The organism is Nonomuraea sp. NPDC049655 (genome assembly GCF_044465465.1).
Lineage (GTDB): Bacteria > Actinomycetota > Actinomycetes > Streptosporangiales > Streptosporangiaceae > Nonomuraea.
Window position 1 is genome coordinate 286,597 of sequence record NZ_JBITLS010000007.1, and the last position, 24,385, is coordinate 310,981.

Genomic DNA, 24,385 nt, shown 5'->3' on the forward strand with positions numbered 1-24,385 from the left:
TGTGGGGGGGGGGGGTGGGGGGGGGTGTGGGGGGGGGCCCGGGCCCCCGGGGGGGGGGGGGGATGCTCGCCCCGCGGGGGGGGGGGGGGGGCCCCCGGCCCCCCGCCGCTCTATGCGGTGGAGCACGATGGATGAACTAATCAAGTACCTGCCCGACCTCGCGATGGGCTTCTGGGGGAACATCAGGATCGCGCTCGTGGCCGCGGTCGTCTCGCTCGTCCTCGGGACGGTCCTGGCCGGGATGCGCGTCTCCCCGACGCCCGTGCTGCGCGCGGTGGGCACGGTCTATGTGAACGTGGTGCGCAACACCCCCCTCACCCTGGTGCTGGCGTTCTCGGCGCTGGGCCTGAGCGACAAGCTCGGCCTCGTCTTCTCCGGCGAGCCGCGGACGAACTCCTTCTGGATCGTCTCGATGGGCCTGTCGATCTACACGTCGGCGTTCGTGTGCGAGGCGGTGCGCTCGGGCATCAACACGGTCCCGATGGGACAGGCGGAGGCGGCCCGCGCGATCGGGCTGAGCTTCATGCAGACGCTGCGGCTGATCATCCTGCCGCAGGCCTTCCGATCGGTCATCGCGCCGCTGGCCAGCGTGATGATCGCCATGATCAAGAACACGACGGTGGCGGTCGCCGGCGGGTACGCCGCCGACGTGGCCGCCGAGATGAAGCTCACGTTCGACACCACGGGGGCCTCGATCCCGATCTTCCTCGGGGTGGTCGTGGCCTTCATGGTCGTGACCATGCCGATCGGCTTCTTCTCCGGCTGGCTGGCCCGGCGTCTGGCGGTGGCACGATGAGCGCGTCCGTCCTGTTCGACGCCCCCGGCCCCCGGGCCCGGCTGCGCAACCACCTGCTGACGGCGATCAGTGTCCTGGCGGTCCTGGCCGTCGCGTACTTCGTCTACCGGGGCTTCGACGCCAAGGGCCAGTGGGACGGCAAGATCTGGCAGCCGTTCCTGACGGCCGAGGTGTGGCAGGAGTTCATCCTGCCGGGCCTGCTCGGCACGCTGGAGGCGGCGGCCGCCGCGGCGGTGCTCGCGCTGGTCTTCGGCGCGGTCTTCGGCCTGGCCAGGCTCTCCGACCACGCCTGGATCAGGGTGCCGGCGGCCGCGGTGGTGGAGATCTTCAGGGCCATCCCGCTGCTGCTGCTGATCTTCTTCATCTTCTACCTGGCCCCGGCCATCGCCGGTGGCGGCGACTACGCCTTCATCGCGGTGGTGCTGGGCCTGATGTTCTACAACGGCTCGGTGCTGGCGGAGATCGTGCGCGCGGGCGTGCACGCCATCCCCAAGGGGCAGGCCGAGGCCGCCTACGCGGTGGGCATGCGCAAGAACCAGGTGCTGCGCCTGGTGCTGCTGCCGCAGGCGGTCACGACGATGATGCCGGCGATCGTCAGCCAGCTCGTGGTGCTGCTGAAGGACACCGCGCTCGGCTACATCATCGCCTACGTCGACCTGCTCAACACCGGGTTCAAGATCCTGCCGGCCGCGTACTTCGGCTCGCTGATCCCGGCGGCGATCGTCATCGGCGTCATCTACGTGGCGCTCAACATGACGCTGAGCTACCTGGCCACCCTGCTGGAGCGGCGCAGCCGGCGCAGCAGGAAGACCTCGGCGCGGCCGATCGCCACCCCCGGCGCGGCCTCCGTCGGCGTCGCCACCGGCCAGGGCACCGAGGGCGGCGGCATGGCGCCCGACATCCCCGTGGAGTGACCTGCGAGCATGGCGGCGGGGTTCCCGTCCCGCCGCCGTCTCGTAAAGAAAGCCTCAGATCTTCGCCGGTGCGGCACGCAGACCGGGCCCGCCGGGCCGCCGAGCCCACAGACTCCTGTGCGTGCGGATGCGTGGAGTCGTGGTGGCGCTGGCCGGCACGGCCGTGTTCGCCGTCCCGGTGGCGTGCGGGGGCGGCGGCGCCTACTCCGACGTCGTGGGCAAGATCAGGGGCACCGGCCAGGTCATCGTGGGGACCAAGTGGGACCAGCCGAGCCTGGGTCTGAAGGCCGGTCCCGGCGATCCCGTGGGCTTCGACGTGGACGTCGCCCGGTACGTCGTCGCCAAGCTGGCCCGCGGCCGGCCCGTGCGCATCACCTGGCGGGAGGCGCCGGCGGCGGGCCGCGAGGCGCTGCTCCAGAACGGCACCGTGGACATGGTGTTCGCCACCTACTCCATCACCGAGGCCCGCCGGCCCAAGGTGACCTTCGCCGGCCCGTACGTGCTCGTGCACCAGGACACGATGGTCCGGGCCGAGGACGCGTCCATCCGCGACGTCAACGACCTGCGGGGCAAGCGCGTGTGCCAGGTGCCGGGCTCCAACTCCTTCAAGCGCGTCGCCGACCCGCCTCCTGACGGCAAGCTCGACCTGCCCGTCGTGGCCGTGCCCGCGGCCAACTACTCCGACTGCGTGCGCAAGCTCAGCGACGACGAGCTGGACGCCGTCTCCACCGAGGACCTGACCCTGGCCGGCTTCGCCCAGCAGGCCCCCGGCCTGTTCCGGCTGCTGAACGACCCCTTCACCGACGAGCGGTACGCCATCGGCCTGAAGAAGGGCGACATCGTCACCTGCGAGGCCGCCGAGCGGGCCGTGGTCGAGATGTGGCGGGACGGGACGGCCACGCGCCTGCTGCGCAAGTGGTTCGGCGACACCGGGCTCAACCTGCCCACCTCGATGCCGCCGCAGGAGAGATGTTCTTGATCGCGCCCCACGGCCCCGGATCTTCCGGCAGGATGCGGGTATGCCTTTCTGGCCGTCCCCCATCTCCGCCCGCGACGTCGCCGCCGCCGGTCTGCGGCCCGGCTGGCCCGTCGCGCAGGGCGGCCGGGTGTGGTGGACCGAAGACCGTCCGGGCGAGGGCGGCCGCACCGCGATCGTCCGCCGCGAGGCCGACGGCACCTGCCATGACCTGCTGCCCGCCCCCTGGAGCGCGCGCACGAGGGTCCACGAGTACGGCGGGCGTCCCTATGCCGTGACGCCCGGCGGCGACGTGGTCTTCGCCGGTCTGGCCGACCAGCGCCTGTACCTTCTCGGGCAAAACGGCCAGCCGAAACCCCTCACCGCCGAAGGTTCCCGCTACGCCGACCTGACCGTCCACGACGGCGAGATCTGGGCGGTGCGCGAGCGCCACGGCGAGCACGGCAAGATCACCCGGTCCGTGGTGTCGATCCCGCTGGAGGGCGGCGAGCCCCGGGAGCGGGCCTGCGGCCACGACTTCTACGCCTCCCCCGTCCTGTCCCCCGACGGCGCCCACCTGGCCTACGTCTGCTGGAACCACCCCCGCATGCCCTGGGACGGCACCGAGCTGCGCGTCGTCCGGCTGCGCGACGGGCGGGCCCGCACGGTGCTGGGCGGCGCGGCGGAGTCCGTCCTGTCGCCCGCCTGGAAGGACGACGCCACCCTCTACCTGGTCTCCGACCGCTCCGGCTGGTGGAACCTCTACGAGTGCGGCCTCGACGGCGCCGCGCCGCGGGCGTTGTGCCCGGCCGAGGAGGAGTTCACGCAGCCGCCGTGGCAGCTCGGCGGCGCGCCCTACGCCGTGCTCGGCGACGGACGGCTCGCCGTCCTGCACGGGTGCGGCGACCTGCGGCTGGGCGTGCTCGACCCGGCCACGGGAGCGCTCCACGACCTCGACCTGCCCTACACGGGATGGCAGGCCGCGCTCGCGGCCGACGGCATGTCCGTGACGGGCGTCGGCCACGCCGCCCGGCTGCCGCGCTCTGTCGTGCGGGTCGACGTCGCCGCCGGGCGGGCCGAGCCGCTGGCGCGGGCCGGCGAGCGCCTGCCCGACCTGTCCGGGGTGCCCGATCCGCGGCCGGTGGTCGTGCCGGGCGAGCGGCCCGTCCACGCCTTCCTGCACCAGGTCGCCGAGGAGCCGACGCCGTTCGTGGTGTTCGTGCACGGCGGCCCGACCGCCCACGCCGACACGGCGCTCGACCTGGAGAAGGCGTTCCTGACCTCGCGCGGCATCGGCGTGCTCGACGTCAACTACGGCGGCTCCACCGGCTACGGCCGCGCCTACCGGGAGCGGCTGCGCGGCCAGTGGGGGCTGGTCGACGTCGCCGACACCGTCGCCGCCGCCCAGTGGCTGGCCGACTCCGGGCTGGCCGATCCGGCCCGGATCGCGGTGCGCGGCGGCAGCGCGGGCGGCTGGACGGTGATGGCCGCCTGCTGCCGCTCCGGCGTGTTCGCGGGCGGGGTGTCCTACTACGGCGTCAGCGCGCTCGCGCCGCTCGCCGCGCACACCCACGACTTCGAGTCCCGTTACGTCGAGTGGCTGGTCGGCGACGACCCGGCCGTCTACGCCGCCAGGGAGCCGCTCGGCCTGGTCGACGGGGTGTCCTGCCCGATGCTGCTGCTGCAGGGGCTCGACGACCCGGTGGTGCCGCCCGAGCAGTCGACGGCCTTCGCCGACGCATTGTCCGAGCGCGGCGTCCCGTGCACTTATCTCGCTTTCGACGGCGAATCCCATGGATTTCGCCGATTGGAGACGCGGGTCGCGGCCCTGGCCGCCGAGCTGGCTTTCTACCAGCAGCTATTCAGTTAATGTCGCGATCTCCAGACAATTCCCGTACTGAATCAGCATTACCGACCAGTCGCTAGTCGCAAACAGTTACGTAACCGACCTCGACAGTCTTCCTCCGGCATGGGTTGCTCGTCTCAGTAAACGTGGGGCGCGCGTCGCGGCCACGACGCGCGCCCCAGCTGTGCCAGCCAACAACACCCCCATCTCGGCACGAGGGAGGCCAGATGGCCAGCTTGCGCCATCTCAGCATCATCACGGTGGCGGCGGCAACTCTGCTCGCCACCTCCTGCGCGACGCAGAACGGAACCAGCAGATCCGCTCCGCCCCCCGCAGCAAGCCAGAGCTCCGGAAGCCCCGTCACGGGCGGCACGCTCAGGCTCGTGGGCTCGGGCGACGTCGACCATCTCGACCCGACCAGCATCTACTACGTCGTCACCATCGGGATCATGCGCGGCTACTCGCGCCAGCTGTACGCCCTCCAGGGCGTCGCGGCGGGAGCCGACACCACCAAGGGCTACGAGGTGCTGCCCGACATAGCGACCGAACTGCCCACCGAGGCGAACGGCGGCCTGAGCGCCGACAAGCTCACGTACACGATCAAGTTGCGCGACGGCGTGCAGTGGGACACCCAGCCGCCGCGGCCGGTGACGGCGGGCGACTTCGTCCGCGGCTTCAAGCGCATCTGCAACCCGGTGGCGGGCTCCGGCGCGCCCGGCTACTACACCAGCACGATCAAGGGCATGGCCGAGTACTGCGACGCCTACATCAAGGCGTTCGAGAAGGCCAAGCCCACCGCCAAGGCCCTGGCCGACTTCCAGAACGGCCACGACATCGCCGGCGTGCAGGCCAAGGACGACAAGACGGTCGTCTTCACCCTGACCCAGCCCGCCGGTGACTTCCTCAACATCCTGGCCCTGAACTTCGCCTCGGCGGCGCCGCAGGAGTACGACCAGTACGTCCCCGACGACGCCACCTTCCGCCAGCACGTGATCTCCAACGGCCCGTACAAGATCACCTCGTACGTGGCCACCAAGTCGATCCGGCTGGAGAAGAACCCGGCCTGGAAGCAGGAGTCCGACCCGATCAGGCACCAGTACGTCAACGCCATCGACGTCAAGATGGGCGTCGGCGAGCCCGACGCGGTCCAGCAGCAGATCGAGGCCGGCAGCGCCGACCTGTCGTGGGACCTGCCGGTGCCGACCTCGCAGATCCCTCAGCTCAAGAGCAACGACCCCAACTTCACGATCTTCCCCGGCGCGGTGACGAACCCGTACGTGGTGTTCAACCTGCAGAGCAAGAACGCCGGCGGGGCGATGGGCAAGCTCAAGGTCCGCCAGGCCATCGAGTACGCGATCAACAAGACCGCCATCGCCAAGATCTACGGCGGCGCGGACGTCGCGACCGCGCTGCACACGGTCATCCCGCCCGGCAACATCGGCTACCAGGAGTACAACCCGTACCCGACGCCTGGCGACCAGGGCGACCCCGCCAAGTGCAAGCAACTGCTGAGCGAGGCCGGCTACCCCAACGGGCTGACCCTCATCGGCGCCTTCCGCAACGCGGGCAACCACCCGGCCAACTACCAGTCGTACTCGGCCGACCTGAAGAAGTGCGGCATCACCGTCAAGGGCCTGCCGCTGCGCCAGGGCGACTACTACACCTACCTGCAGACGCCCTCGCACGCCAAGAACAGCGAATGGGACCTGTCGGCCCCCGGCTGGATCCCCGACTGGTACGGCAACAACGGCCGCGCGGTCATGCAGCCGCTGTTCCAGACCAACTGCAACGCCGGCACCAGCAACTACGGCTGCTACAGCAACCCCAAGGTGGACGACCTGATCAAGCGGGCGCTCGCCGAGACCGACCAGGCCAAGGCCGCGGCGCTGTGGCACGAGGCCGACCAGACGGTGCTGGGCGACGCGGTGATCGTGCCGCTGAACAACCAGAACACGCCGCTCTACAAGAACAAGCGGGTGCAGAACGCCCTGTACCTGCCGTCGTACCAGATCTACGACGTCACCAACCTCTGGCTGAACCCCAGCACGCCTTGACGACCGGCGTCCCGCGGGCGCGCCGGCAGGCGGGCCCGCGGGACGGCCGCGAGGGAGACATATGAGCCTGCTTGAGGTAACCGACCTCCAGGTGTCCTTCCCCACCTCCGACGGCGTGGTCCAGGCGGTGCGGGGGCTGTCGTTCACCGTCGACCGCGGCCAGACTCTGGCGATCGTCGGCGAGTCCGGCAGCGGCAAGACCGTGAGCACCCAGGCGATACTCGGGCTGACCCCCGACGCCGACATCACGGGCACGGCCCTGTTCGAGGGCGTCGACCTGCTCGGACTCGACAACGAACAACTTCGCCGCATCCGCGGCGCGGAGATCAGCGTGGTCTTCCAGGACCCGCTGACCAGCCTCCACCCGCTCTACAAGGTCGGCTGGCAGATCGAGGAGCTGATCCGCGTCCACAATCCCGGCACGCGCCGCGCCGAGGCCAGGAAACGGGCCGTCGAGCTGCTGGGCCTGGTGGGCATCCCCCGTCCCGACCGCAGGGTGGACGACTACCCCCACCAGTTCTCCGGCGGCATGCGGCAGCGGGCGATGATCGCCATGTCGCTCGCGCTCAACCCCAAGCTCATCGTCGCCGACGAGCCCACCACCGCGCTGGACGCGACCGTCCAGGCGCAGATCCTGGAGCTGATCGGGCGGGTGCAGGCCGAGTTCGACATCGCGCTCGTCCTCATCACGCACGACCTCGGCGTGGTGGCCGGCATGGCCGACGAGGTGCTCGTCATGTACGCCGGGCTCGTCGTCGAGCGGGCCGACCGGCGCACGCTCTACTACCAACCGCACCACCCGTACACCAAGGGCCTGCTGGAGTCGATCCCGGGCAGCACCGGCGACCGCGGCGGACGGCTGCGGCCCATCCCCGGCTCGCCGCCGAGCCTGATCGCGATCCCGTCCGGGTGCGCCTTCCATCCGCGCTGCCCGTACGTGATGCCGGTCTGTCCGGCCGAACGGCCGCCGCTGGCCTCCATCACGGGCGCGCGCGGGCACGCCTCGGCGTGCTGGCTGCCGCACGAGGCGATCGGGCTCGGCGCGGAGGCCGAGGCGCTGCGCAAGCGGGCGGTGCTCGGCACGGCGGAGGAGGCCTGATGCTGCTCGAAGTCGAGAACCTGGTCAAACACTTCCCCATCACCAGCGGCATGCTGATCAAGCAGACGATCGGCCAGGTCAGAGCCGTCGACGGCGTCAGCCTGTCGCTGTCGCCCGGCGAGACGCTCGGCCTGGTCGGCGAGACCGGCTGCGGCAAGTCCACGCTTGCCCGGTGCATCGCGGGCCTGCATCCCATCACCTCCGGCAGCGTGCGCTTCGACGGCGCCGACATCACGAACCTGCCGCGGCGCCGGATGCGGCCCTACCGGCGCGACATCCAGGTGATCTTCCAGGACCCGTACGGCTCGCTGAACCCGCGCCGGCGGGTCGGCTCGATCATCGCCGACCCGCTCGTCATCCACCGGGTGCAGAGCGGCCAGGAGCTGCGGCGGACCGTCCAGGAGCTGATGGAACGGGTCGGGCTCAACCCCGAGCACTACAACCGGTTCCCCGCCGAGTTCTCCGGCGGGCAGCGGCAGCGCATCGGGGTCGCGCGGGCGCTCGCGCTGCGGCCCCGGCTGATCATCTGCGACGAGCCGGTGTCGGCGCTCGACGTGTCCATCCAGGCCCAGATCCTCAACCTGCTCAAGGACCTCCAGGACGACTTCGGGCTGACGTACCTGTTCATCGCCCATGACCTGTCGGTGGTGCGGCACGTCAGCGACCGGATCGCGGTCATGTACCTGGGCAAGGTGGCCGAACTGGCCACCGCTGAGGAGCTGCACGCGGCGCCCCGCCATCCGTACACGAACGCGCTGCTGTCGGCGACCGCCGTGGCCGACCCCGACGAGGCCGAACGGCGGCACCGCATCATCCTCACCGGCGACGTGCCCTCGCCGATCGACCCGCCCGCCGGCTGCCGGTTCCATCCGCGGTGCCCGAAGGCGCGCGAACGCTGCTCGGCCGAGGAACCGCTGCTGGTGCCCCAGGAGCACCTGGTGGCCTGTCACTACCCCGTCGAGGCGGGCGAGGACCTGACCGCCGGGAGGACCGCATGACTCTCACGGAGATCCGTCCGGACGTCGTCACCGACCGCACGATCGCCGGACGCAGCCCCTGGCAGCTCGCCTGGGCGCGGATCAGGTCCGACCGGGTGGCTCTGATCTCGGGCATCGTCGTCGTGCTGCTGTGCCTGCTCGCCCTGGCCGCGCCCCTCATCTCGGCGTGGAACGGCCACGACCCCGACGAGCAGTTCCGCGACACCGGCATCACCGACCAGGGCCTGCCCGTCGCGCCCAACGGCGAGTTCTGGTTCGGCACCGACCGCCTCGGCCGCGACCTGTTCATCAGGGTTCTGTACGGCGCGCGCGTCTCGCTGCTCGTCGGCGTGGTCGCGACCGGCGTGGCGGCGCTGATCGGGGTCGTCATCGGGCTGCTGGCCGGTTACTACGGCGGCGTCATCGACACCATCCTGTCCCGGCTCATGGACGTGGTCCTGTCGTTCCCGTACCTGATCTTCGCGATCGCGGTGGTGTCCATCGCCGGGCCCTCGCTGACCGCGACGATCGGGGTGATCTCGTTCTACTCCTGGGCGGCGATCGCCCGCGTGGTGCGCGGCCAGACCTTGTCGCTCAAGGAACGCGAGTACGTGGAGGCGGCCCGGTCCATGGGGGCCGGCGACGCGCGGATCATGTTCGTGGACATCCTGCCGAACCTCCTGGCCCCCGTCATCGTCCTCACCACGCTGCTGGTGCCGGCCGCGATCGTGTTCGAGTCCACCTTGTCCTATCTGGGGCTCGGGATCGTTCCCCCCACCCCGTCGTGGGGGAACCTGCTGAGCGAGGCCCAGGGGTTCTACCGGGTGGCGTACTGGTATCTGGGCTTCCCGGCGGCCTCGCTGCTGATCACGACGCTGGCGTTCAACCTGGTGGGCGACGGGATCAGGGACGCCATCGATCCCCGGATGGAACGGCTGTTCAGCCGCCGGCGACGGCGGAACCGGCGCGCGGCCTCCGCTCCGGCGTCCGCTCCGGCCTCCGCGCCCGCCGTCGGTGGGTCCGATGCCGCTGCTGGGGGGTCCGATGCCGCTGCTTCGTGACCGGGGTGGGATGCCGGGGTTGTTTCAGGAGGTGGAGGGCTGATGTTGCGACGGTTCCTGCTGCGGCGGACACTGCTCGGGGTGCTGGTGTTGTGGCTGGTCTCCCTGGGCACGTTCTTCCTGTTCTTCGTCGCCCCCGGCGACCCCGCCCGTACGCTGGCCGGCCGCCAGGCCACTCCCGAGCAGGTCGACCTGATCCGGCACAACCTCGGCCTCGACCGTCCCACCATCGTCCAGTACTTCGACTACCTGGGCCGGCTCCTGCACGGCGACCTCGGCCAGTCGTACTTCTCGGGCGAATCGGTGGGCAAGCTGCTGGCCCAGGACTTCCCGCCGACGTTCTCGCTGGTGCTCGGCGGCGCCGTCCTGTGGCTCTGCGTCGGCGTCGGCGCCGGCGTGCTCAGCGCCACCCGCGTACGCTCGTTCCTCGACCGCGCCCTGACCACGCTGGCCCTGGCCGGGGTCTCGATGCCGACGTTCGTGGTCGGCCTGTTGCTGCTGTATTTCTTCTTCTTCCAGCTCACCATGGCGGGCGCCCCGATCCTGCCGCCCGACTCCTACGTGCCCTTCTCCGAGAACCCCGGCGAATGGGCCCGGCACCTGATCCTGCCGTGGATCACGTTGGCCATGGTCCAGGCGGCCTCGTACGCCCGGCTCACCCGGGGCTCCATGCTGGACGTCCTGGGCGAGGACTACATCCGTACGGCCCGCGCCAAGGGCGTGCCCGAGGGCCGCGTCATCTACCGGCACGGCCTGCGGGCCGCGCTGACCCCCGTGGTGACCCAGCTCGGTGTGGACATCGGCACGCTGATCGGCGGTCTGGTGGTGACGGAGTCGGTCTTCGGGCTCGGCGGCATCGGGCAGGCGGTGGTGCAGGCGTTCATCAGCGGGGACCTGCCGGTGATCATGGGCGTCGTCATCCTGGCCACCACCGCCGTGGTGGTGGCGAACCTGATCGTGGACATCGCCTACGGGCTCCTGGACCCCCGGATCCGTCTGGCCTGACGATGCGAGCGGCGCCTCCCGGCGGGCGCACCACGCGCGCCCGCCGATGCGCCGCCCTCGCAACCGTCTCGTCCGTCGGGAGGCTTCGGCATCGGCCTGATCTGCGCATTAGGACGCTCCGCCCCTGCCCCGCGCTCCCAGCCTCCTCGGAAGGGGCTCGCAAGGGGCTCGGAATGAGCGGGCCTGCTTGGGACCGGCGGGCGGGATCCTCGGGGTCAGCGGGCGAACTCGGTGGCGCGGGACTCGCGCACCACCGTGATCCGGATCTGCCCCGGGTACGTCAGCTCCTCCTCCACCTGCTTGGCCACGTCCCGGGCGATCACCTGCGCCTGGATGTCGTCGATCGCGTCCGGCTTGACCATGACCCGGATCTCCCGCCCGGCCTGCATGGCGAACACCTTCTCCACGCCCTCGTACGACTGCGCGATCTCCTCCAGCCGCTCCAGCCGCTTGACGTACGCCTCCAGCGACTCCCTGCGCGCCCCCGGACGGCTGCCGCTGATGGCGTCGGCCGCCTGCGTGAGCACCGCCTCGACCGTACGGACCTCGACCTCGTTGTGGTGCGCCTCGATGGCGTGCACCACGTCCTCCTGCTCGCCGTACCGGCGGGCGATCTCGGCGCCGATCAGCGCGTGACTGCCCTCGACCTCGTGCGTGAGGGCCTTGCCGATGTCGTGCAGCAGCGCGCACCGCTTCATGAGTTGCTGGTTCATCTTCAGCTCGGCCGCCATGATCCCGGCGATGTGCGCGGACTCGATGAGGTGCTTGAGCACGTTCTGACCGTAGGAGGTGCGGTATCGAAGCTGCCCGAGCAGCAGCGTCAGCTCGGGATGCATGTCCGTGATGCCCAGCTCGACCAGCGCGTCCTCGCCGGCCCGCGCGCAGAGGTCCTGGACCTCCTGGCGGCTGCGGTCGTGCGCCTCCTCGATGCGCTGCGGATGGATGCGCCCGTCCAGCACCAGCTTCTCCAGCGTGAGCCGCGCCGTCTCCCTGCGCACCGGGTCGAAACACGACAACAACACCGCCTCCGGCGTGTCGTCGATGATCAGGTTCACGCCGGTGGTCGACTCGAACGCCCGGATGTTGCGCCCCTCGCGCCCGATGATCCGGCCCTTCATCTCGTCGCCGGGCAGATGCAGCACGCTGACGACCGACTCCGCCGTCTGCTCGGCCGCCACCCGCTGGACCGCCAGCGTCACGATCTTGGTGGCCCGCTTCTCGCCCTCCTTGCGGGCCTCGCCCTCGATCTCCCTGATGATCAGCGCCGCCTCGCGCTTGGCCTGGTTCTCGATCTCCTTGACCAGCTCGGACTTGGCCTGCTCGCCCGTCAACCCGGCGACCCGTTCCAGGATCACCCGCCGCTCGTCCTCGACCTGGAGCAGTTCCTCGCGCCGGTCGGCCAGCTCGACCTCGGTCTCGGCCAGCTTCCTGTCCCGCTCGGACTGCCGCCTGGCCTCCTCGTCGAGCCGCTGCTCGCGCTCGGCCAGCCTGGCCTCCCTGCGTTCGAGATCGGTCCGGAGCTCCTTGAGCTCGGACTTCAGGATCCGGCTCTCCTCCTCGACCTCCCGCCGCATCTGCGCGGCGCTCTCGACGGCGCTCTCCGACCTGCGCAGGAGCTCCTCGGCGTCGCTCTCCGCCTTGGCGCGGATCTCCCTGGCCCGCTCCCGCGCCTCCTCAAGCTCCGTGTGTACGGCCTCCACCTGCTCAGGGCTCGGCTCGGACTTCCGGGGCAAACCGCTAGAGGTACGGCGTATGACGACGAGCAGCGCCACGATCATCCCGAACGCGAGCACGAGCACCGCCACCATCAGCACCACGACAAGCGGCTGCATGCGCGCCCCGCCCTCCTCGCGTCGTCAACACCTCATAACGCGGACCCAAAACGGGAGGGGTCACGTGCGCGCCACGGAAAGCCCGGTCGGCGTCGTCTCCAGGGCCGATGTCAGGCCAAGGCGGACCGGGCATCGGCCCCCATAGCCGACACCTCGCCTGCCTCGATCAACCGAGCTCGTTCGTCCGTCGTTCACCGGTATGGCAATCCGCGCTGCGCGGAGTAACTCCTCACTGCCGTCGAGGTTATGCGTCGAACAGGTCACGGGCAAGCAAACGCGTCCTCAAGCGTGTCTTACAGGCCCGCATCTCCCCAATCAACCACATAACCCACGATCACCCCCATTTGTCCCCCACCCGCACCTCTCCAACCCCCATAGCCCAGACAAACCCCACAACCAGCACCCAGCGACCACCCGGCCGTGAAACCGTAGGCCTCCGACGGGCGCCCCCAGCCCTACGTCCCCCGTCGCCCGCGAGAAACTCTTCGAACGCCCGACGCCCGGCTCGCCCGCCCTCACAGGAGCACACGGTGAACAACCTCATCGACAAGATCGCCTGGATCCACCTGGACAACAACAAGATCCTCAGCACCCGCTCACGAGGCAAGAACGCCTACTACCTCCCCGGCGGCAAACGCGAGCCCGGCGAAACCGACCTCGACACCCTGATCCGCGAGATCGACGAGGAACTCTCCATCACCATCATCCCGGCCACCGTCACTCACCTGGGCACCTTCCACGCCCAGGCACACGGCCACGCCGACGGCGTCACCGTACGGATGACCTGCTACACCGCCGAGCACCACGGAGTCCCGACCCCCGGCAACGAGATCGAAGAGATCACCTGGCTGACCTACGCCGACCGCAACCGCGTATCGCCGGTCGACCAACTCATCTTCGACCACCTCCACCAAACCAACCAACTCCCCTAACCCCACCCCACCGCCCCAACCCCCAACCCCCAAGCCCCAAGCCAATCCCCCAACCTCCAGTGACTCAGCACCCCAAGCCTCCACGGACCAGCGCTCTGAGGCGATCCCCCTGCCTCGCCTTCCGCCTCCTCCGCGTCCCAACCCCATCCTTATGGGCGCCTATCCAGGCAGCAGCCCACGCCCTCCGCCTCCCTGCCCCCTGAACAGGAGACGCTCCGGCCCGGCAGCCCCACAACCCCTTCATCTGCCTGAGCCCGAGCGTAAGAAGCCCCAAACCCGGCGTCAGACCCGCAACCCTTTCGGCCTTCCTATGCTCCGAACCCGGCGGCAGACCTCCAGCCCTCCCACAATCCCCGAGCGAGAGAGCGCCCGGCCCGGAGGCAGACCCACAGCCCCTCCATCTCTCTGAGCCCCGAGCGTGACGAGCTCCGGACCTGGTGGAGGCCGCTGGGGGATCAGGAGAAGTCGTCCTCCAGGTCGATGCCTTCCTGTGCGAGAGCCTCTCGGATCACCCGGTACGCCAGCCCCGACGAGTACCCCTTGCGGGCGAGCATGCCGGCCAGACGCCGCGTACGGGTCTGCGAGTCGAGAGATCGGGTGGAGGCGAGCTTACGGTCCACCAGCCGTCGGGCCGTCTCGGCCTCCTGGTCGGAGTCCAGGCGCTCCACGGCTTCCTTCACGGTCTCGGTGTCCACACCCCGATGGCGCAACTCGGCCGCGAGCGCACGCTTGGCGAGGCCCCGACCATGGTGCCGGGAATCGACCCATGCCTCCGCGAACGCCTCGTCATTGATCAGCCCGAGCTCGACAAACCGATCAAGCACCGTTCCGGCAGCCTCATCCGGTACGTCCCGCTTACGAAGGGCCTCGGCGAGCTGCGCCCGCGTCTTGGGAGCCATGGTGAGCAGCCGAAGACAGATGGCCCGCGCAACGGACTCCGGGTCCGCCGCGGGCGCCGCCGCAGCGGAACTGCCGACGTCCGGCCCATCAGGCAACGGCCCGCCATGCGATGACCCGTCGTGCATTGGCCCGTCGTGCATTGGCCCGTCAGACGGCGACCCGTCGGACGGCGGGCCGCCACGGCCGGTCGCGCCTCTCCCGAAGCGTCCGCTCCCCCTGCCGCTCCCTCGTCCAGTGCCCCGGCCACCTGTCCGGCGCCCCTTGCCTGAACGCTTCTTCCCACCCGCGTCCTGCTCATCGCCGAACCAACTGCTTCCGGCCAGCACCTCAGAATGCCACTCATCGGCGCCGCGCTTCTCCTCGGAGGAAGCCTCACCCTCCGGCCTTCCGCCAACGCCGCCGGGCTCGTACGGATCTTCCCGTTCCCGCAGGCGCTCCTCAGCGACACCGTCGTCATCCTGACCACTCAGCCCAGCCGACCGCGCCCCGGAGCTTTCCTCATTCTCCTGATCTCCGTGCCCGTTCGTACGCCGCGGAGCAACGCCGGCAGCATCCTCGCCGTCATGGCCACTCAGCTCATCCGAAGGGCTTCCAGAGAAACCCTCGCCGTCCCGAGCCCTCCGCCTGCTCGTGCGCCGCCCAGCATCCCCGGCAGCGCCCTCGCCGTCATGATCGCCCAGCTCGCCCGGGGAGCTTCCGGCGAATCCCTCGTCGATCTGGGCCTTCTTCTTACGCCTTCCGGAACTGCCCTTACGGGCCGGTTCGGTGCGGGCGTCTTCGGCAAGCAAGTCCGGGACACCGCTGCGGTCGGCAGGGGTCTTACGCTCGCCTGGCCAGACGAAGATCGGCGCGTCGGCGCCCTCGTCCGAGCGCCCTCGGGATCCCCGTCCCCCGGCCCGGCCGCCGGTCCGGCCGCCGGTCCGGCCACTGCCTCGCCCACCAGCTCGGCCGCGATCAGACGGGCTGCCGTCGGGGGCGGCTTCGTCGTCCTGAGCGCTGGGGGCGGCCGAGTGGAGCCGGCCGGGAGAGGGCTGGTCAGCCGGATCGCCATGCTCAGCGCCCGGCCACGTCATGAACACCTCACTGCGCGGCCTGAGCCCGAAACCCGCTTCACCGCCCAGCCCAACATCGGCCTCACTGCCCGGCGTGACGCCAGCCCCTTCGCCCAGCCCAACACCGGCGTCACCTTCCGGCGCAACGCCCGCCCTTCTGCGCGGCCCAACGTCAGCCTCATCGTTCGGGACGACGGGCGCCCCTTCGCCCAGCCCGACCTCAGCCCTCTGGCTCAGGCTCCCGTCGGCTTCGCGAGTCGAGTCCGTATCTTTCTCGTCGGCCTGGGGGCGGGGGTCGCCCGGCCAGTGGAAGGTCGGCGCGGCCATCTCCCGGCCGGGGCCCCACGCCGGGGGCACGACAACGGCCTGCCCGCCCGTGCCCCAGCCCGACACACCCCCGTCGTCCACGTGCGCAGGTACGACCACGTCGTCCACCTGCGCAAGGACGACCACGTCGTCCACATCGTCGCGAACCACCACGTCGTCCGCTTCATGGTGAACGACCGCAGCGTCCGCCTGATCGTGGACGGCCATGCCCTCCACGCCAGCGGCCCCGGCGGGATCGGCGGCGTCGGCCAGCCCGTCGTGGGGAGCCGGGTCATCTGCCCTGGTGTGGGTGGTCGGGGGGTGGTCGTCGTCGGGGGTGGTCGGCTCGGAGGCGGCGGCGCGGAGGCGGGCGCGTTGTTCGTGCCATTCGTCTACCGACGGCCAGCCGTCCGCGGCCGACCGGGCCAGGTCGGCGCCACGTGCGCCCCTGCCCGAGGCGGGACGGCCGGTAGCCCGGGTCACCGGCTCGGGGGTGGTGGCCCCGGACATCGACTCGGCCGGGGTGGCCCAGGTCGGCGAGCCGGGGGTGGTGGAGGTGGACGTCGGGTCGGAGGGGGTGGCCCGGGGGCCGCGAGGTCCGCGCTTTCTGCGCTCCCCCGAGGCGGGGAGGTCGGGCCATGCGCCCCACTCCTGGGAACGGGGCGCCTGCGACGGATCCCTGTCACTCATGCGCCGACCGATCAGACGTCACCCGGCTTGGGGGTGGACTTCGAGCCACGACCCGAGGGCGCGGCGGCGGGAGCCGGGACGGCGGCGGCGGGCTCGGCGGGCGTGTCGAGCTTCGGACCGACACCGAGCTTGTCCTTGATCTTCTTCTCGATCTCGTTGGCCATGTCGGGGTGGTTCTTCAGGAAGTTGCGCGCGTTCTCCTTGCCCTGGCCCAGCTGGTCGCCCTCGTACGTGTACCAGGCGCCCGACTTGCGGACGAAGCCGTGCTCGACGCCCATGTCGATGAGGCCGCCCTCGCGGGAGATGCCCACGCCATAGAGGATGTCGAAGTCGGCGACGCGGAAGGGCGGGGCCATCTTGTTCTTGACGACCTTGACCCGGGTGCGGTTGCCGACCGCCTCCGTGCCGTCCTTCAGGGTCTCGATGCGGCGGATGTCCATGCGGACGGAGGCGTAGAACTTGAGCGCCTTACCACCGGTCGTGGTCTCGGGGCTGCCGAACATGACGCCGATCTTCTCGCGGAGCTGGTTGATGAAGATCGCGGTGGTGCCGGTGCTGTTGAGCGCGCCGGCGACCTTGCGCAGGGCCTGGGACATGAGGCGGGCCTGGAGGCCGACGTGGCTGTCGCCCATCTCGCCCTCGATCTCGGCCTTGGGCACCAGGGCGGCCACCGAGTCGATGACGATGATGTCGACCGCGCCGGACCTGATCAGCATGTCGGCGATCTCGAGCGCCTGCTCACCGGTGTCGGGCTGGGAGACCAGCAGGGCGTCGGTGTCGACGCCCAGCTTCTTGGCGTATTCGGGGTCAAGGGCGTGTTCGGCGTCGATGAACGCCGCGATGCCGCCGGCCCGCTGGGCGTTGGCCACCGCGTGCAGGGCGACCGTGGTCTTGCCCGAGGACTCGGGGCCGTAGATCTCGACGATGCGCCCACGCGGGAGGCCGCCGATGCCGAGGGCCACGTCAAGGGAGATCGACCCGGTGGGGATCACCTCGATGGGGGCTCGGGCGTCGTCGCCCAGTCGCATGACGGAGCCCTTGCCGAACTGCCGCTCGATCTGAGCGAGCGCGGTCTCGAGGGCCTTCTCGCGGTCGTTGATAGCCATGGGAGCTCCCTCTGGAGGGTCGTGGTCCGATCAGTCGAGTGAAAGCTACGGCCTGCCACCGACATTTTCTGAGACGGTCGGGGAAGGCGTGGCCGGGTTCGGCAGGTTCATCGTAGCCGAACGGCTGTTCGATCACATCACGAACACGCTGCTGGGATGCATGCGGCGTGTTCAGAGGAGGGCGAGGCCGATGCTCGGACGTCGCTCGCGTTCATGGTGGTTGCCGGCCGATTGGCCGTGGGGTCTGCCCGGGGGGTCACGGCCGTGGGATCGGGCGCGGCGGGCGGAGGTGATGGGGTGCCCCCGCATGGGCGGCTGCCTGGGTCCGGGTCCGACGAACGCCTGTCCCTTGCGGACGGGCGACATCTGACCCCTCCGGGAAAACGCGGCTCCGGCCGTCCCGGAGAACACGAATCCGGCCCGTCCCGAAGAACGCGGACCTGGACCGTCCCGGAGAACGCGGACCTGGACCGTCCCGGAGAACGCGGACCTGGACCGTCCCGAAGGATGCGGATCGCCGCGTGGGGAGACGTCACGGACGCTCTCCCCACCGGCGCGGAGAGCACGGGCACCGGGGCCAGGGGGACACCGGGGACACGTGGGGCGAGGGCGTTCGCGATCTCCCGCGCGGGTTGCCGCCGACGTGTTGTCATACGCCGTGAGCTGGGGAGACTCCCATGCAGGGGATTGGCTGGGAGGCGGCGAAGTGGCGAGTGGCTACACCGGGGAACGACGCACCCTTCTGGAGGCGCTCGCCGAGTTGCTGCCCCATCAGGGGCTGGTCAGCCGCATGGTCGGCGGTGACGATCCGGTGCTGTGGGTGTGGCATCCGCGCACGCGCCGCCAGACGATCATCTTCGCCACCCCCTCCAGCGGGGGCTGGACGTTGTTGTGGTCGCCGGGCGGCCAGGGCAGCGCGGACGACCTGGAGGCCACGGCGGACGCGCTCCGCCGGACGCTGGGCTCGACGTAGCCCGGGACGGGACGTCCCCGACCCGGGTTCAGCGCAGCCCGGGCGAGACGTCCTCCACCTGGCACACGGCCCGCCACACGGTCTTGGCGCTCTCGCCGTCGGCCAGCGCCTGGATGACGGTACGGCCGCCCAGCGGGGCGATCACGTAGTCGCGGGCCCACGACTCGGCATAGGTCTCGCCGAAATGGACGTTCATCCGTCTCCAGAACTCGGTCAGGCGCATGGACCAAGTATGGAATCGCGTCAGGTGTGGGTAAGACATCCGCATGCCAAAGACCCCCAAGTCTTCACCCCCGAAGACCGCCAGGACCAAGGCCAACAGGGCGCGGCGCCGCCGGCTGTTACTCGCGATGCGGCAGGCCGTCCAGAAGGAGAAGGGACAGCGATCGGAGCGGCACGCGGGAATCAGGCGGGAGCCGCGTGCGGGCAGCCCGCGTACGCGCAGGGCGTCACGGCGCTGAGCCGGGACGAACCGTCACAGAACTCGCGCACCGTACATCTCACCGAGATGGTCGGCGAGCAGCTCCAGGCGGGCGCCGTCGGGGTCCTTGAAGTAGATGGAGGCGCCGCTCTCGATCTGGTGCGGCACGCCGGCCATCTCCAGCTTGCCGCGCAGCCGCTCCCAGGTGGCGGGGTCGACGGAGATCGCCACGTGGTGCAGCCCGCCGAGCACCTCCTGGTACGGGCCGAGGTCGAGCCCCGGGAAGTCGAAGAACGCGAGCAGGTTGCCGTTGCCGATGTCGAAGAAGAAGTGGCTCGAACCCTTGTAGTCGCGGTTCTCGATGATCTCCGTCAGCGGGAATTCCAGCAGTTCCTGGTAGAACTTGATGGTCCGCTCCACATCGGACGACAACATGGCCACGTGGTGCAGGCCACGGGCGCTGCTCGACGGCCGGTGCGGTAAGGCGTACTGGCTTCTCAACTGTGCGCGTCGGGTCTCGACGGCGGCATAATCAATGGTCACGGTCGCTGTATGTCCGCCTTGACCCCCGCTCAACCACCCGGCGCCGCTCGAATGCGTTTTCTGTCGGTGGCGCGAGGCAGTATGTGCTGGTGAGCTCGCTAGACCACTTCACCCAGGTGACCAGGCAATGGTTCGCCGGCGCCTTCCAGGCGCCCACGGCGGCCCAGGAGGGCGCGTGGGAGTCGATCGCGCGCGGCGACAACACGCTGGTCGTCGCCCCCACGGGGTCGGGCAAGACGCTGGCGGCGTTCCTGTGGTCGCTCGACCGGCTCGCGGCGCGGGCGGCCGAGCAGGCACCGGGCGAAGGCGTCGCGAAGGGGCACAAGCCGGGCACGCGCGTGCTCTACGTGTCGCCGCTCAAGGCGCTGGCCGTCGACGTCGAGCGCAACCTGCGCGCGCCGCTGGCCGGGCTCAGGCAGACGGCGCGCCGGCTCGGGCTGCCCGTCCCGGAGATCTCGGTGGCGATCCGCTCCGGCGACACCCCGGCCGAGGAGCGCAGGCGGTTCGCCGCCAAGCCCTCCGACATCCTGATCACCACTCCCGAGTCGCTGTTCCTGCTGCTCACCAGCCAGGCGCGCGACGCGCTGCGCGACGTCGAGACGGTGATCGTCGACGAGGTGCACGCGGTCGCGGCCACCAAGCGCGGCGCCCATCTGGCGCTCAGCCTGGAGCGGCTCGACGCGCTGCTGGAGCGTCCGGCCCAGCGGGTGGGGCTGTCGGCGACCGTGCGGCCGGTGAGCGAGGTGGCGGCCTTCCTCGGCGGCACGCGTCCGGCGACGGTGGTGCAGCCGCCGTCCGACAAGCGCATCGAGATCGAGGTCGTCGTCCCGGTCGAGGACATGACGGAGATGGCGGGGGCGCCCGATCCCGAGCAGGTCGAGCCGTCGTCCAGCCGGTCGATCTGGCCCCATGTGGAAGACCGCCTGTTCGACCTGATCGAGTCCCACAGCTCGACGATCGTGTTCGCCAACTCCAGGCGGCTGGCCGAGCGGCTGTGCACCCGGCTCAACGAGCTGGCCTACACGCGGCGGCAGGGCCCGGAGGCGATCGACCTGTCGATCTGGGAGACGCCGCCGCAGGGCCAGGAGCCGTCGCCGGACGACCAGGAACCCCCGCCGTCCAGGCGCATGCCCGCCGAGACGATGGCGCAGGCGGGGGCGAGCAAGGGCGCGGTGAGCGAGATCGTCCGGGCCCATCACGGCTCGGTGTCGAAGGAGGAGCGGGCCCAGATCGAGGAGGCGCTCAAGTCGGGGCGGCTGCCCGCCGTGGTCGCCACCTCCAGCCTGGAGCTGGGCATCGACATGGGCGCGGTCGACCTGGTGGCGTGCGTGGAGGCCCCGCCGAGCGTGGCCAGCGGGCTGCAGCGCATCGGCCGGGCCGGCCACCAGGTGGGCGCGGTCTCCCGAGGGGTGATCTTCCCCAAGTACCGGGGCGACCTCGTCCAGACGGCCGTGGTGGCCGAGCGCATGCGCGGCGGGCAGATCGAGGAGTTGCGCTACCCGCGTAACCCGCTCGACGTGCTGGCCCAGCAGATCGTGGCCATGACCGCGCTCGACGAGTGGACCGTCGACGAGCTGGAGACCGTGGTCAAGCGGGCCGCCCCCTACGCCACCCTGCCGCGCAGCGCGCTGGAGGCGACGCTCGACATGCTGGCCGGCCGCTACCCGAGCGAGGAGTTCGCCGAGCTGCGGCCGCGCATCGTCTGGGACCGCGTCACCGGCGCCCTCCAGGGGCGGCCCGGCGCGCAGCGGCTGGCCGTGACCAACGGCGGCACGATCCCCGACCGCGGCCTGTTCGGGGTGTTCCTCGTGGGTGAGAAGGCGTCCCGGGTGGGCGAGCTCGACGAGGAGATGGTCTACGAGTCGCGGGTGGGCGACGTGTTCGTGCTGGGCGCGACGTCGTGGCGGATCGAGGACATCACGGCCGACCGGGTGCTGGTCTCGCCCGCTCCCGGCCAGCCGGGGAAGCTGCCGTTCTGGCACGGCGACACGGCCGGGCGTCCGGCCGAGCTGGGCCGGGCGATCGGGCAGTTCCTGCGGGAGCAGGCCAAACAGGGTTCCACCGACCGCATCAGGGAGGCGGGGCTCGACGAGTTCGCCGCGAGCAATCTGCTGGCCTACCTCGACGAGCAGCGCGAGGCCACGGGCTACGTGCCCGACGACCGTACTCTGCTGGTCGAGCGCTTCCACGACGAGCTGGGCGACTGGCGGGTGGTGATCCACTCCCCCTACGGCGCGCGGGTGCACGCGCCCTGGGCGCTGGCGATCAACCGGCGGCTGCGCGAGCGTTACGGCATCGACGTGCAGGCCGTGCACTCCGACGACGGCATCGTGCTGCGCATCCCCGACACGCTGGCCGAGCCGCCCACCGACGTGGCGGCGTTCGACGCCGAGGAGATCGAGCAGATCGTCACCGAGGAGCTGGGCGGGTCGGCGATGTTCGCCTCCCGGTTCAGGGAGTGCGCGGGGCGGGCGCTGCTGCTGCCGCGCCGCGTGCCGGGCCGGCGCAGCCCGCTGTGGCAGCAGCGCCAGCGGGCCGCCCATCTGCTGGGCGTGGCCTCCCAGTACGCCTCGTTCCCGATCGTGCTGGAGACGATGCGCGAGTGCCTCCAGGACGTGTTCGACGTGCCGGGGCTGGTCCAGCTCATGCGCGACATCGCGGCCCGGCGGATCCGGGTGGTGGAGGTCGAGACGTCGCAGGCCTCGCCGTTCGCCGCGTCGCTGCTGTTCCACTACGTCGGCGCGTTCATGTACGAGGGCGACGCGCCGCTGGCCGAACGCCGCGCGCAGGCCCTGGCGCTGGACACCACGCTGCTGGCCGAGCTGCTCGGCCAGGCCGATCTGCGCGAGTTGCTCGACCCAGACGTGATCGTGAGCAGCGAGCGCGAGCTGGCCCGGCTCGACCGGCCGCTGCGCGACGCCGAAGACCTGGCCGACCTGCTGCGTTCGCACGGGCCGCTGCTGACGCCCGACGTGAGCGTGCGCGGCGGCGACCCGTCCTGGCTGGAGGAGCTCGAACGCGCGCGCCGGGCCATCCGCGTGCGCATCGCGGGCGAGGAGCAGTGGGCGGCCGTGGAGGACGCCGCCCGGCTGCGCGACGCGCTCGGCGTGCCGCTGCCCGTGGGGGTGCCGCACGTGTTCCTGGAGCCGGTGCCCGACCCGCTGGCCGACCTGGTGGCCCGGCACGCCCGCACCCGCGGGCCCTTCCACGCCGGCACCGCCGCCGCCAGGTTCGGGCTCGGCGCGGCCGTGGTGACCGACGCGCTGCGGCGGCTGGCCGCCTCGGGGCGTGTGATGAACGGCGAGTTCCGGCCGGGCGGCCGGGGCGAGGAGTGGTGCGACGCCGGGGTGCTGCGGATGTTGCGCCGCAGGTCGCTGGCCCGGCTGCGCAAGGAGGTCGAGCCGGTCGCGCCCGAGACGCTGGCCCGCTTCCTGCCCGCCTGGCACGGCATCACCGGTTCTGGCACGTCGTCCGACGGTTCACGGGCCGGGGCGGCCCGGGCCATGGACGCGCTGGTGCGATCCGTCGAGCAGCTCCAGGGGGCCGCGGTGCCGGCGTCCGCGTTGGAGACGCTGGTGCTGCCCTCGCGGGTGCCCGGCTACCATCCGGCGCTGCTCGACGAGCTGACCTCGTCGGGCGAGGTGATGTGGGTGGGGCAGGGGTCGTTGCCCGGCGGCGACGGATGGGTGTCGCTCTACTTCGCCGACACCGCGCCGCTGCTGCTGCCCGACCCGGCCGAGATCACGATGACCCCGCTGCACGAGCGCGTGCTCGACCTGCTGGGCGGCGGGGGCGCGCTGTTCTTCCGGGGCATCTCCGACCAACTCGGGGCCCAGGGCGGGGCGCTCGACGACGCGACGCTGGTCTCGGCGTTGTGGGATCTGGTGTGGTCGGGCCGGGTCTCCGGCGACACGCTCGCGCCGCTGCGGGCCACGCTGGGCACCGGGCGTCCGGCGCACCGGCCCGCCACGACGCGGCGGCGCCGGGCCGTGCTGCCGTCGAGGAGCGGGCCGCCGACCGTGGCCGGGCGGTGGTGGCTGCTGCCCGGTCCGGCCGACGACGCGACGCAGCGGGCGCACGCGCAGGCCGAGGTGCTGCTCGAACGGCACGGCGTGGTGACGCGCGGGGCGGTGACCTCCGAACGGCTGCCCGGCGGGTTCACGCCTGTCTACCAGGTGCTTCGCGCCTATGAGGAGAGCGGGCGGTGCCGCCGGGGGTACTTCGTCGAAGGGCTGGGGGGTGCGCAGTTCGCGCTGGCGGGCGCGGTCGACCGGATGCGCGCCATGACCCCGAGCGTCGCACCGACCGGCGGTGGGCCGGGCGAGGGCTTCGGCCCGCCGCCCGAGACCCCCGCTTGGGAGACCGGCCGGCCCGGCGGCGGGGGGTTCGGTCCCCCCGGCGGGGGGTTCGGTGGTGGAGAGGGTGGCCGGAGCTCACGGCCCGGAGGCGGCGGGTTCGGCCAGGGCGGCGAGGCCGGGATGCCTGGTCAAGGCGGCCGGAGCGGGGCCGGGCGGCGGGCCGTGGTGCTGGCCGCCGCCGACCCGGCCAGTCCGTACGGGGCCGCGCTGCCCTGGCCGCAACGTCCCGGCGACGTCGGGCACAAGCCGGGCAGGAAGGCGGGCGCGCTGGTCGTGCTCGTGGACGGCTACCTCGTCCTGTACGTGGAGCGGGGCGGCAAGACGTTGTTGTCGTTCGCCGACGACGAGCGGCTGCAACCGGCGGTCGACGCGCTGGCGCTGGCCGTACGCGACGGGGCGCTCGGCAAGCTGACGGTGGAGCGGGCCGACGGCACGTCCATCGTGGAATCGCCGCTGGCGGCCGCCCTGGAGGCGGCCGGGTTCCATCCGACCCCCCGGGGGCTGCGCCTACGCGCCTGACCAGTCGGTGGTGGTGGCGGTCGGCCGCCCGCGGATTTGTATACGA

General features: G+C 71.2%; 17 protein-coding genes. 12 read left to right on the plus strand and 5 right to left on the minus strand.

All coding sequences use genetic code 11. From position 1 onward, the window contains the following. Positions 1-127: 127 nt before the first annotated feature. The 9 genes from ACIBQ6_RS24145 to ACIBQ6_RS24185 all read left to right on the plus strand — a co-directional run bounded on the left by ACIBQ6_RS24145 (position 128) and on the right by ACIBQ6_RS24185 (position 10,707). On the plus strand, positions 128-796 hold the full coding sequence (locus tag ACIBQ6_RS24145) for an amino acid ABC transporter permease (RefSeq protein WP_397214581.1): 669 nt from the start codon (positions 128-130) through the stop codon (positions 794-796). Further along, entirely contained in the window at positions 793-1,710 is a 918-nt protein-coding gene (locus ACIBQ6_RS24150; protein WP_397214583.1) for an amino acid ABC transporter permease, read from the plus strand. Before ACIBQ6_RS24145 ends, ACIBQ6_RS24150 begins: the two co-directional genes overlap by 4 nt. A 127-nt stretch (positions 1,711-1,837) precedes the next feature. Next, positions 1,838-2,689: a glutamate ABC transporter substrate-binding protein gene (locus tag ACIBQ6_RS24155; RefSeq protein ID WP_397214814.1), complete on the plus strand. Its 852-nt coding sequence runs from the start codon at positions 1,838-1,840 to the stop codon at positions 2,687-2,689. 40 nt (positions 2,690-2,729) lie between these two features. Then, the gene (locus ACIBQ6_RS24160) at positions 2,730-4,535 is read left to right on the plus strand and encodes a S9 family peptidase (protein WP_397214585.1); all 1,806 of its coding nucleotides are present in this window, start codon (positions 2,730-2,732) and stop codon (positions 4,533-4,535) included. 203 nt (positions 4,536-4,738) lie between these two features. Next, positions 4,739-6,565, plus strand: coding sequence for an ABC transporter substrate-binding protein (locus ACIBQ6_RS24165; protein ID WP_397214587.1), 1,827 nt, complete (start codon positions 4,739-4,741; stop codon positions 6,563-6,565). A 61-nt stretch (positions 6,566-6,626) separates the two neighbouring features. Beyond that, entirely contained in the window at positions 6,627-7,664 is a 1,038-nt protein-coding gene (locus ACIBQ6_RS24170) for an ABC transporter ATP-binding protein (protein ID WP_352352400.1), read from the plus strand. Next, on the plus strand, positions 7,664-8,662 hold the full coding sequence (locus ACIBQ6_RS24175) for an ABC transporter ATP-binding protein (protein ID WP_387672309.1): 999 nt from the start codon (positions 7,664-7,666) through the stop codon (positions 8,660-8,662). Before ACIBQ6_RS24170 ends, ACIBQ6_RS24175 begins: the two co-directional genes overlap by 1 nt. Then, positions 8,659-9,702, plus strand: coding sequence for an ABC transporter permease (locus tag ACIBQ6_RS24180; RefSeq protein WP_397214589.1), 1,044 nt, complete (start codon positions 8,659-8,661; stop codon positions 9,700-9,702). Before ACIBQ6_RS24175 ends, ACIBQ6_RS24180 begins: the two co-directional genes overlap by 4 nt. 42 nt (positions 9,703-9,744) lie before the next feature. Beyond that, entirely contained in the window at positions 9,745-10,707 is a 963-nt protein-coding gene (locus ACIBQ6_RS24185; protein ID WP_352327360.1) for an ABC transporter permease, read from the plus strand. A gap of 215 nt (positions 10,708-10,922) precedes the next feature. On the opposite strand, the gene rny is transcribed toward ACIBQ6_RS24185, so the two are convergent. Continuing rightward, positions 10,923-12,539, minus strand: a complete 1,617-nt coding sequence (gene rny, locus ACIBQ6_RS24190; RefSeq protein WP_358291906.1) for a ribonuclease Y — start codon at positions 12,537-12,539, stop codon at positions 10,923-10,925. 530 nt (positions 12,540-13,069) lie between these two features. Here rny and ACIBQ6_RS24195 point away from each other — a divergent pair. Continuing rightward, complete coding sequence (locus ACIBQ6_RS24195; RefSeq protein WP_397214591.1) at positions 13,070-13,471, plus strand: NUDIX domain-containing protein; 402 nt, start codon at positions 13,070-13,072, stop codon at positions 13,469-13,471. Positions 13,472-13,926: 455 nt separating this feature from the next. Here the strand turns inward: ACIBQ6_RS24195 and recX are convergent, their stop codons facing one another. Both recX and recA read right to left on the minus strand, forming a co-directional pair. Then, the gene (recX, locus tag ACIBQ6_RS24200) at positions 13,927-15,957 is read right to left on the minus strand and encodes a recombination regulator RecX (RefSeq protein ID WP_397214593.1); all 2,031 of its coding nucleotides are present in this window, start codon (positions 15,955-15,957) and stop codon (positions 13,927-13,929) included. Positions 15,958-16,430: 473 nt separating this feature from the next. Further along, complete coding sequence (gene recA / locus ACIBQ6_RS24205; protein WP_352323144.1) at positions 16,431-17,525, minus strand: recombinase RecA; 1,095 nt, start codon at positions 17,523-17,525, stop codon at positions 16,431-16,433. 706 nt (positions 17,526-18,231) lie between these two features. Here recA and ACIBQ6_RS24210 point away from each other — a divergent pair. After that, complete coding sequence (locus tag ACIBQ6_RS24210) at positions 18,232-18,498, plus strand: hypothetical protein (protein ID WP_358291898.1); 267 nt, start codon at positions 18,232-18,234, stop codon at positions 18,496-18,498. A 28-nt stretch (positions 18,499-18,526) separates the two neighbouring features. Here the strand turns inward: ACIBQ6_RS24210 and ACIBQ6_RS24215 are convergent, their stop codons facing one another. Together ACIBQ6_RS24215 and ACIBQ6_RS24220 are read right to left on the minus strand one after the other, a co-directional pair. Next, entirely contained in the window at positions 18,527-18,721 is a 195-nt protein-coding gene (locus tag ACIBQ6_RS24215) for a DUF3046 domain-containing protein (RefSeq protein ID WP_352352391.1), read from the minus strand. Between the two features lie 252 nt (positions 18,722-18,973). After that, the gene (locus ACIBQ6_RS24220; RefSeq protein ID WP_387672296.1) at positions 18,974-19,462 is read right to left on the minus strand and encodes a VOC family protein; all 489 of its coding nucleotides are present in this window, start codon (positions 19,460-19,462) and stop codon (positions 18,974-18,976) included. Between the two features lie 83 nt (positions 19,463-19,545). On the opposite strand from ACIBQ6_RS24220, the gene ACIBQ6_RS24225 reads away from it, so the two are divergent. Further along, the gene (locus ACIBQ6_RS24225) at positions 19,546-24,339 is read left to right on the plus strand and encodes an ATP-dependent helicase (RefSeq protein WP_397214596.1); all 4,794 of its coding nucleotides are present in this window, start codon (positions 19,546-19,548) and stop codon (positions 24,337-24,339) included. The last annotated feature ends 46 nt before the right edge of the window (positions 24,340-24,385 follow it).

Bases quoted from the DNA above. Each gene is read 5' to 3' on its own strand.
- ACIBQ6_RS24145 (WP_397214581.1), top strand. From the start codon at position 128: ATGGATGAACTAATCAAGTACCTGCCCGACCTCGCGATGGGCTTCTGG.
- ACIBQ6_RS24150 (WP_397214583.1), top strand. From the start codon at position 793: ATGAGCGCGTCCGTCCTGTTCGACGCCCCCGGCCCCCGGGCCCGGCTG.
- ACIBQ6_RS24155 (WP_397214814.1), top strand. From the start codon at position 1,838: ATGCGTGGAGTCGTGGTGGCGCTGGCCGGCACGGCCGTGTTCGCCGTC.
- ACIBQ6_RS24160 (WP_397214585.1), top strand. From the start codon at position 2,730: ATGCCTTTCTGGCCGTCCCCCATCTCCGCCCGCGACGTCGCCGCCGCC.
- ACIBQ6_RS24165 (WP_397214587.1), top strand. From the start codon at position 4,739: ATGGCCAGCTTGCGCCATCTCAGCATCATCACGGTGGCGGCGGCAACT.
- ACIBQ6_RS24170 (WP_352352400.1), top strand. From the start codon at position 6,627: ATGAGCCTGCTTGAGGTAACCGACCTCCAGGTGTCCTTCCCCACCTCC.
- ACIBQ6_RS24175 (WP_387672309.1), top strand. From the start codon at position 7,664: ATGCTGCTCGAAGTCGAGAACCTGGTCAAACACTTCCCCATCACCAGC.
- ACIBQ6_RS24180 (WP_397214589.1), top strand. From the start codon at position 8,659: ATGACTCTCACGGAGATCCGTCCGGACGTCGTCACCGACCGCACGATC.
- ACIBQ6_RS24185 (WP_352327360.1), top strand. From the start codon at position 9,745: ATGTTGCGACGGTTCCTGCTGCGGCGGACACTGCTCGGGGTGCTGGTG.
- rny (WP_358291906.1), bottom strand. From the start codon at position 12,539: ATGCAGCCGCTTGTCGTGGTGCTGATGGTGGCGGTGCTCGTGCTCGCG.
- recX (WP_397214593.1), bottom strand. From the start codon at position 15,957: ATGGCCGTCCACGATCAGGCGGACGCTGCGGTCGTTCACCATGAAGCG.
- recA (WP_352323144.1), bottom strand. From the start codon at position 17,525: ATGGCTATCAACGACCGCGAGAAGGCCCTCGAGACCGCGCTCGCTCAG.
- ACIBQ6_RS24215 (WP_352352391.1), bottom strand. From the start codon at position 18,721: ATGCGCCTGACCGAGTTCTGGAGACGGATGAACGTCCATTTCGGCGAG.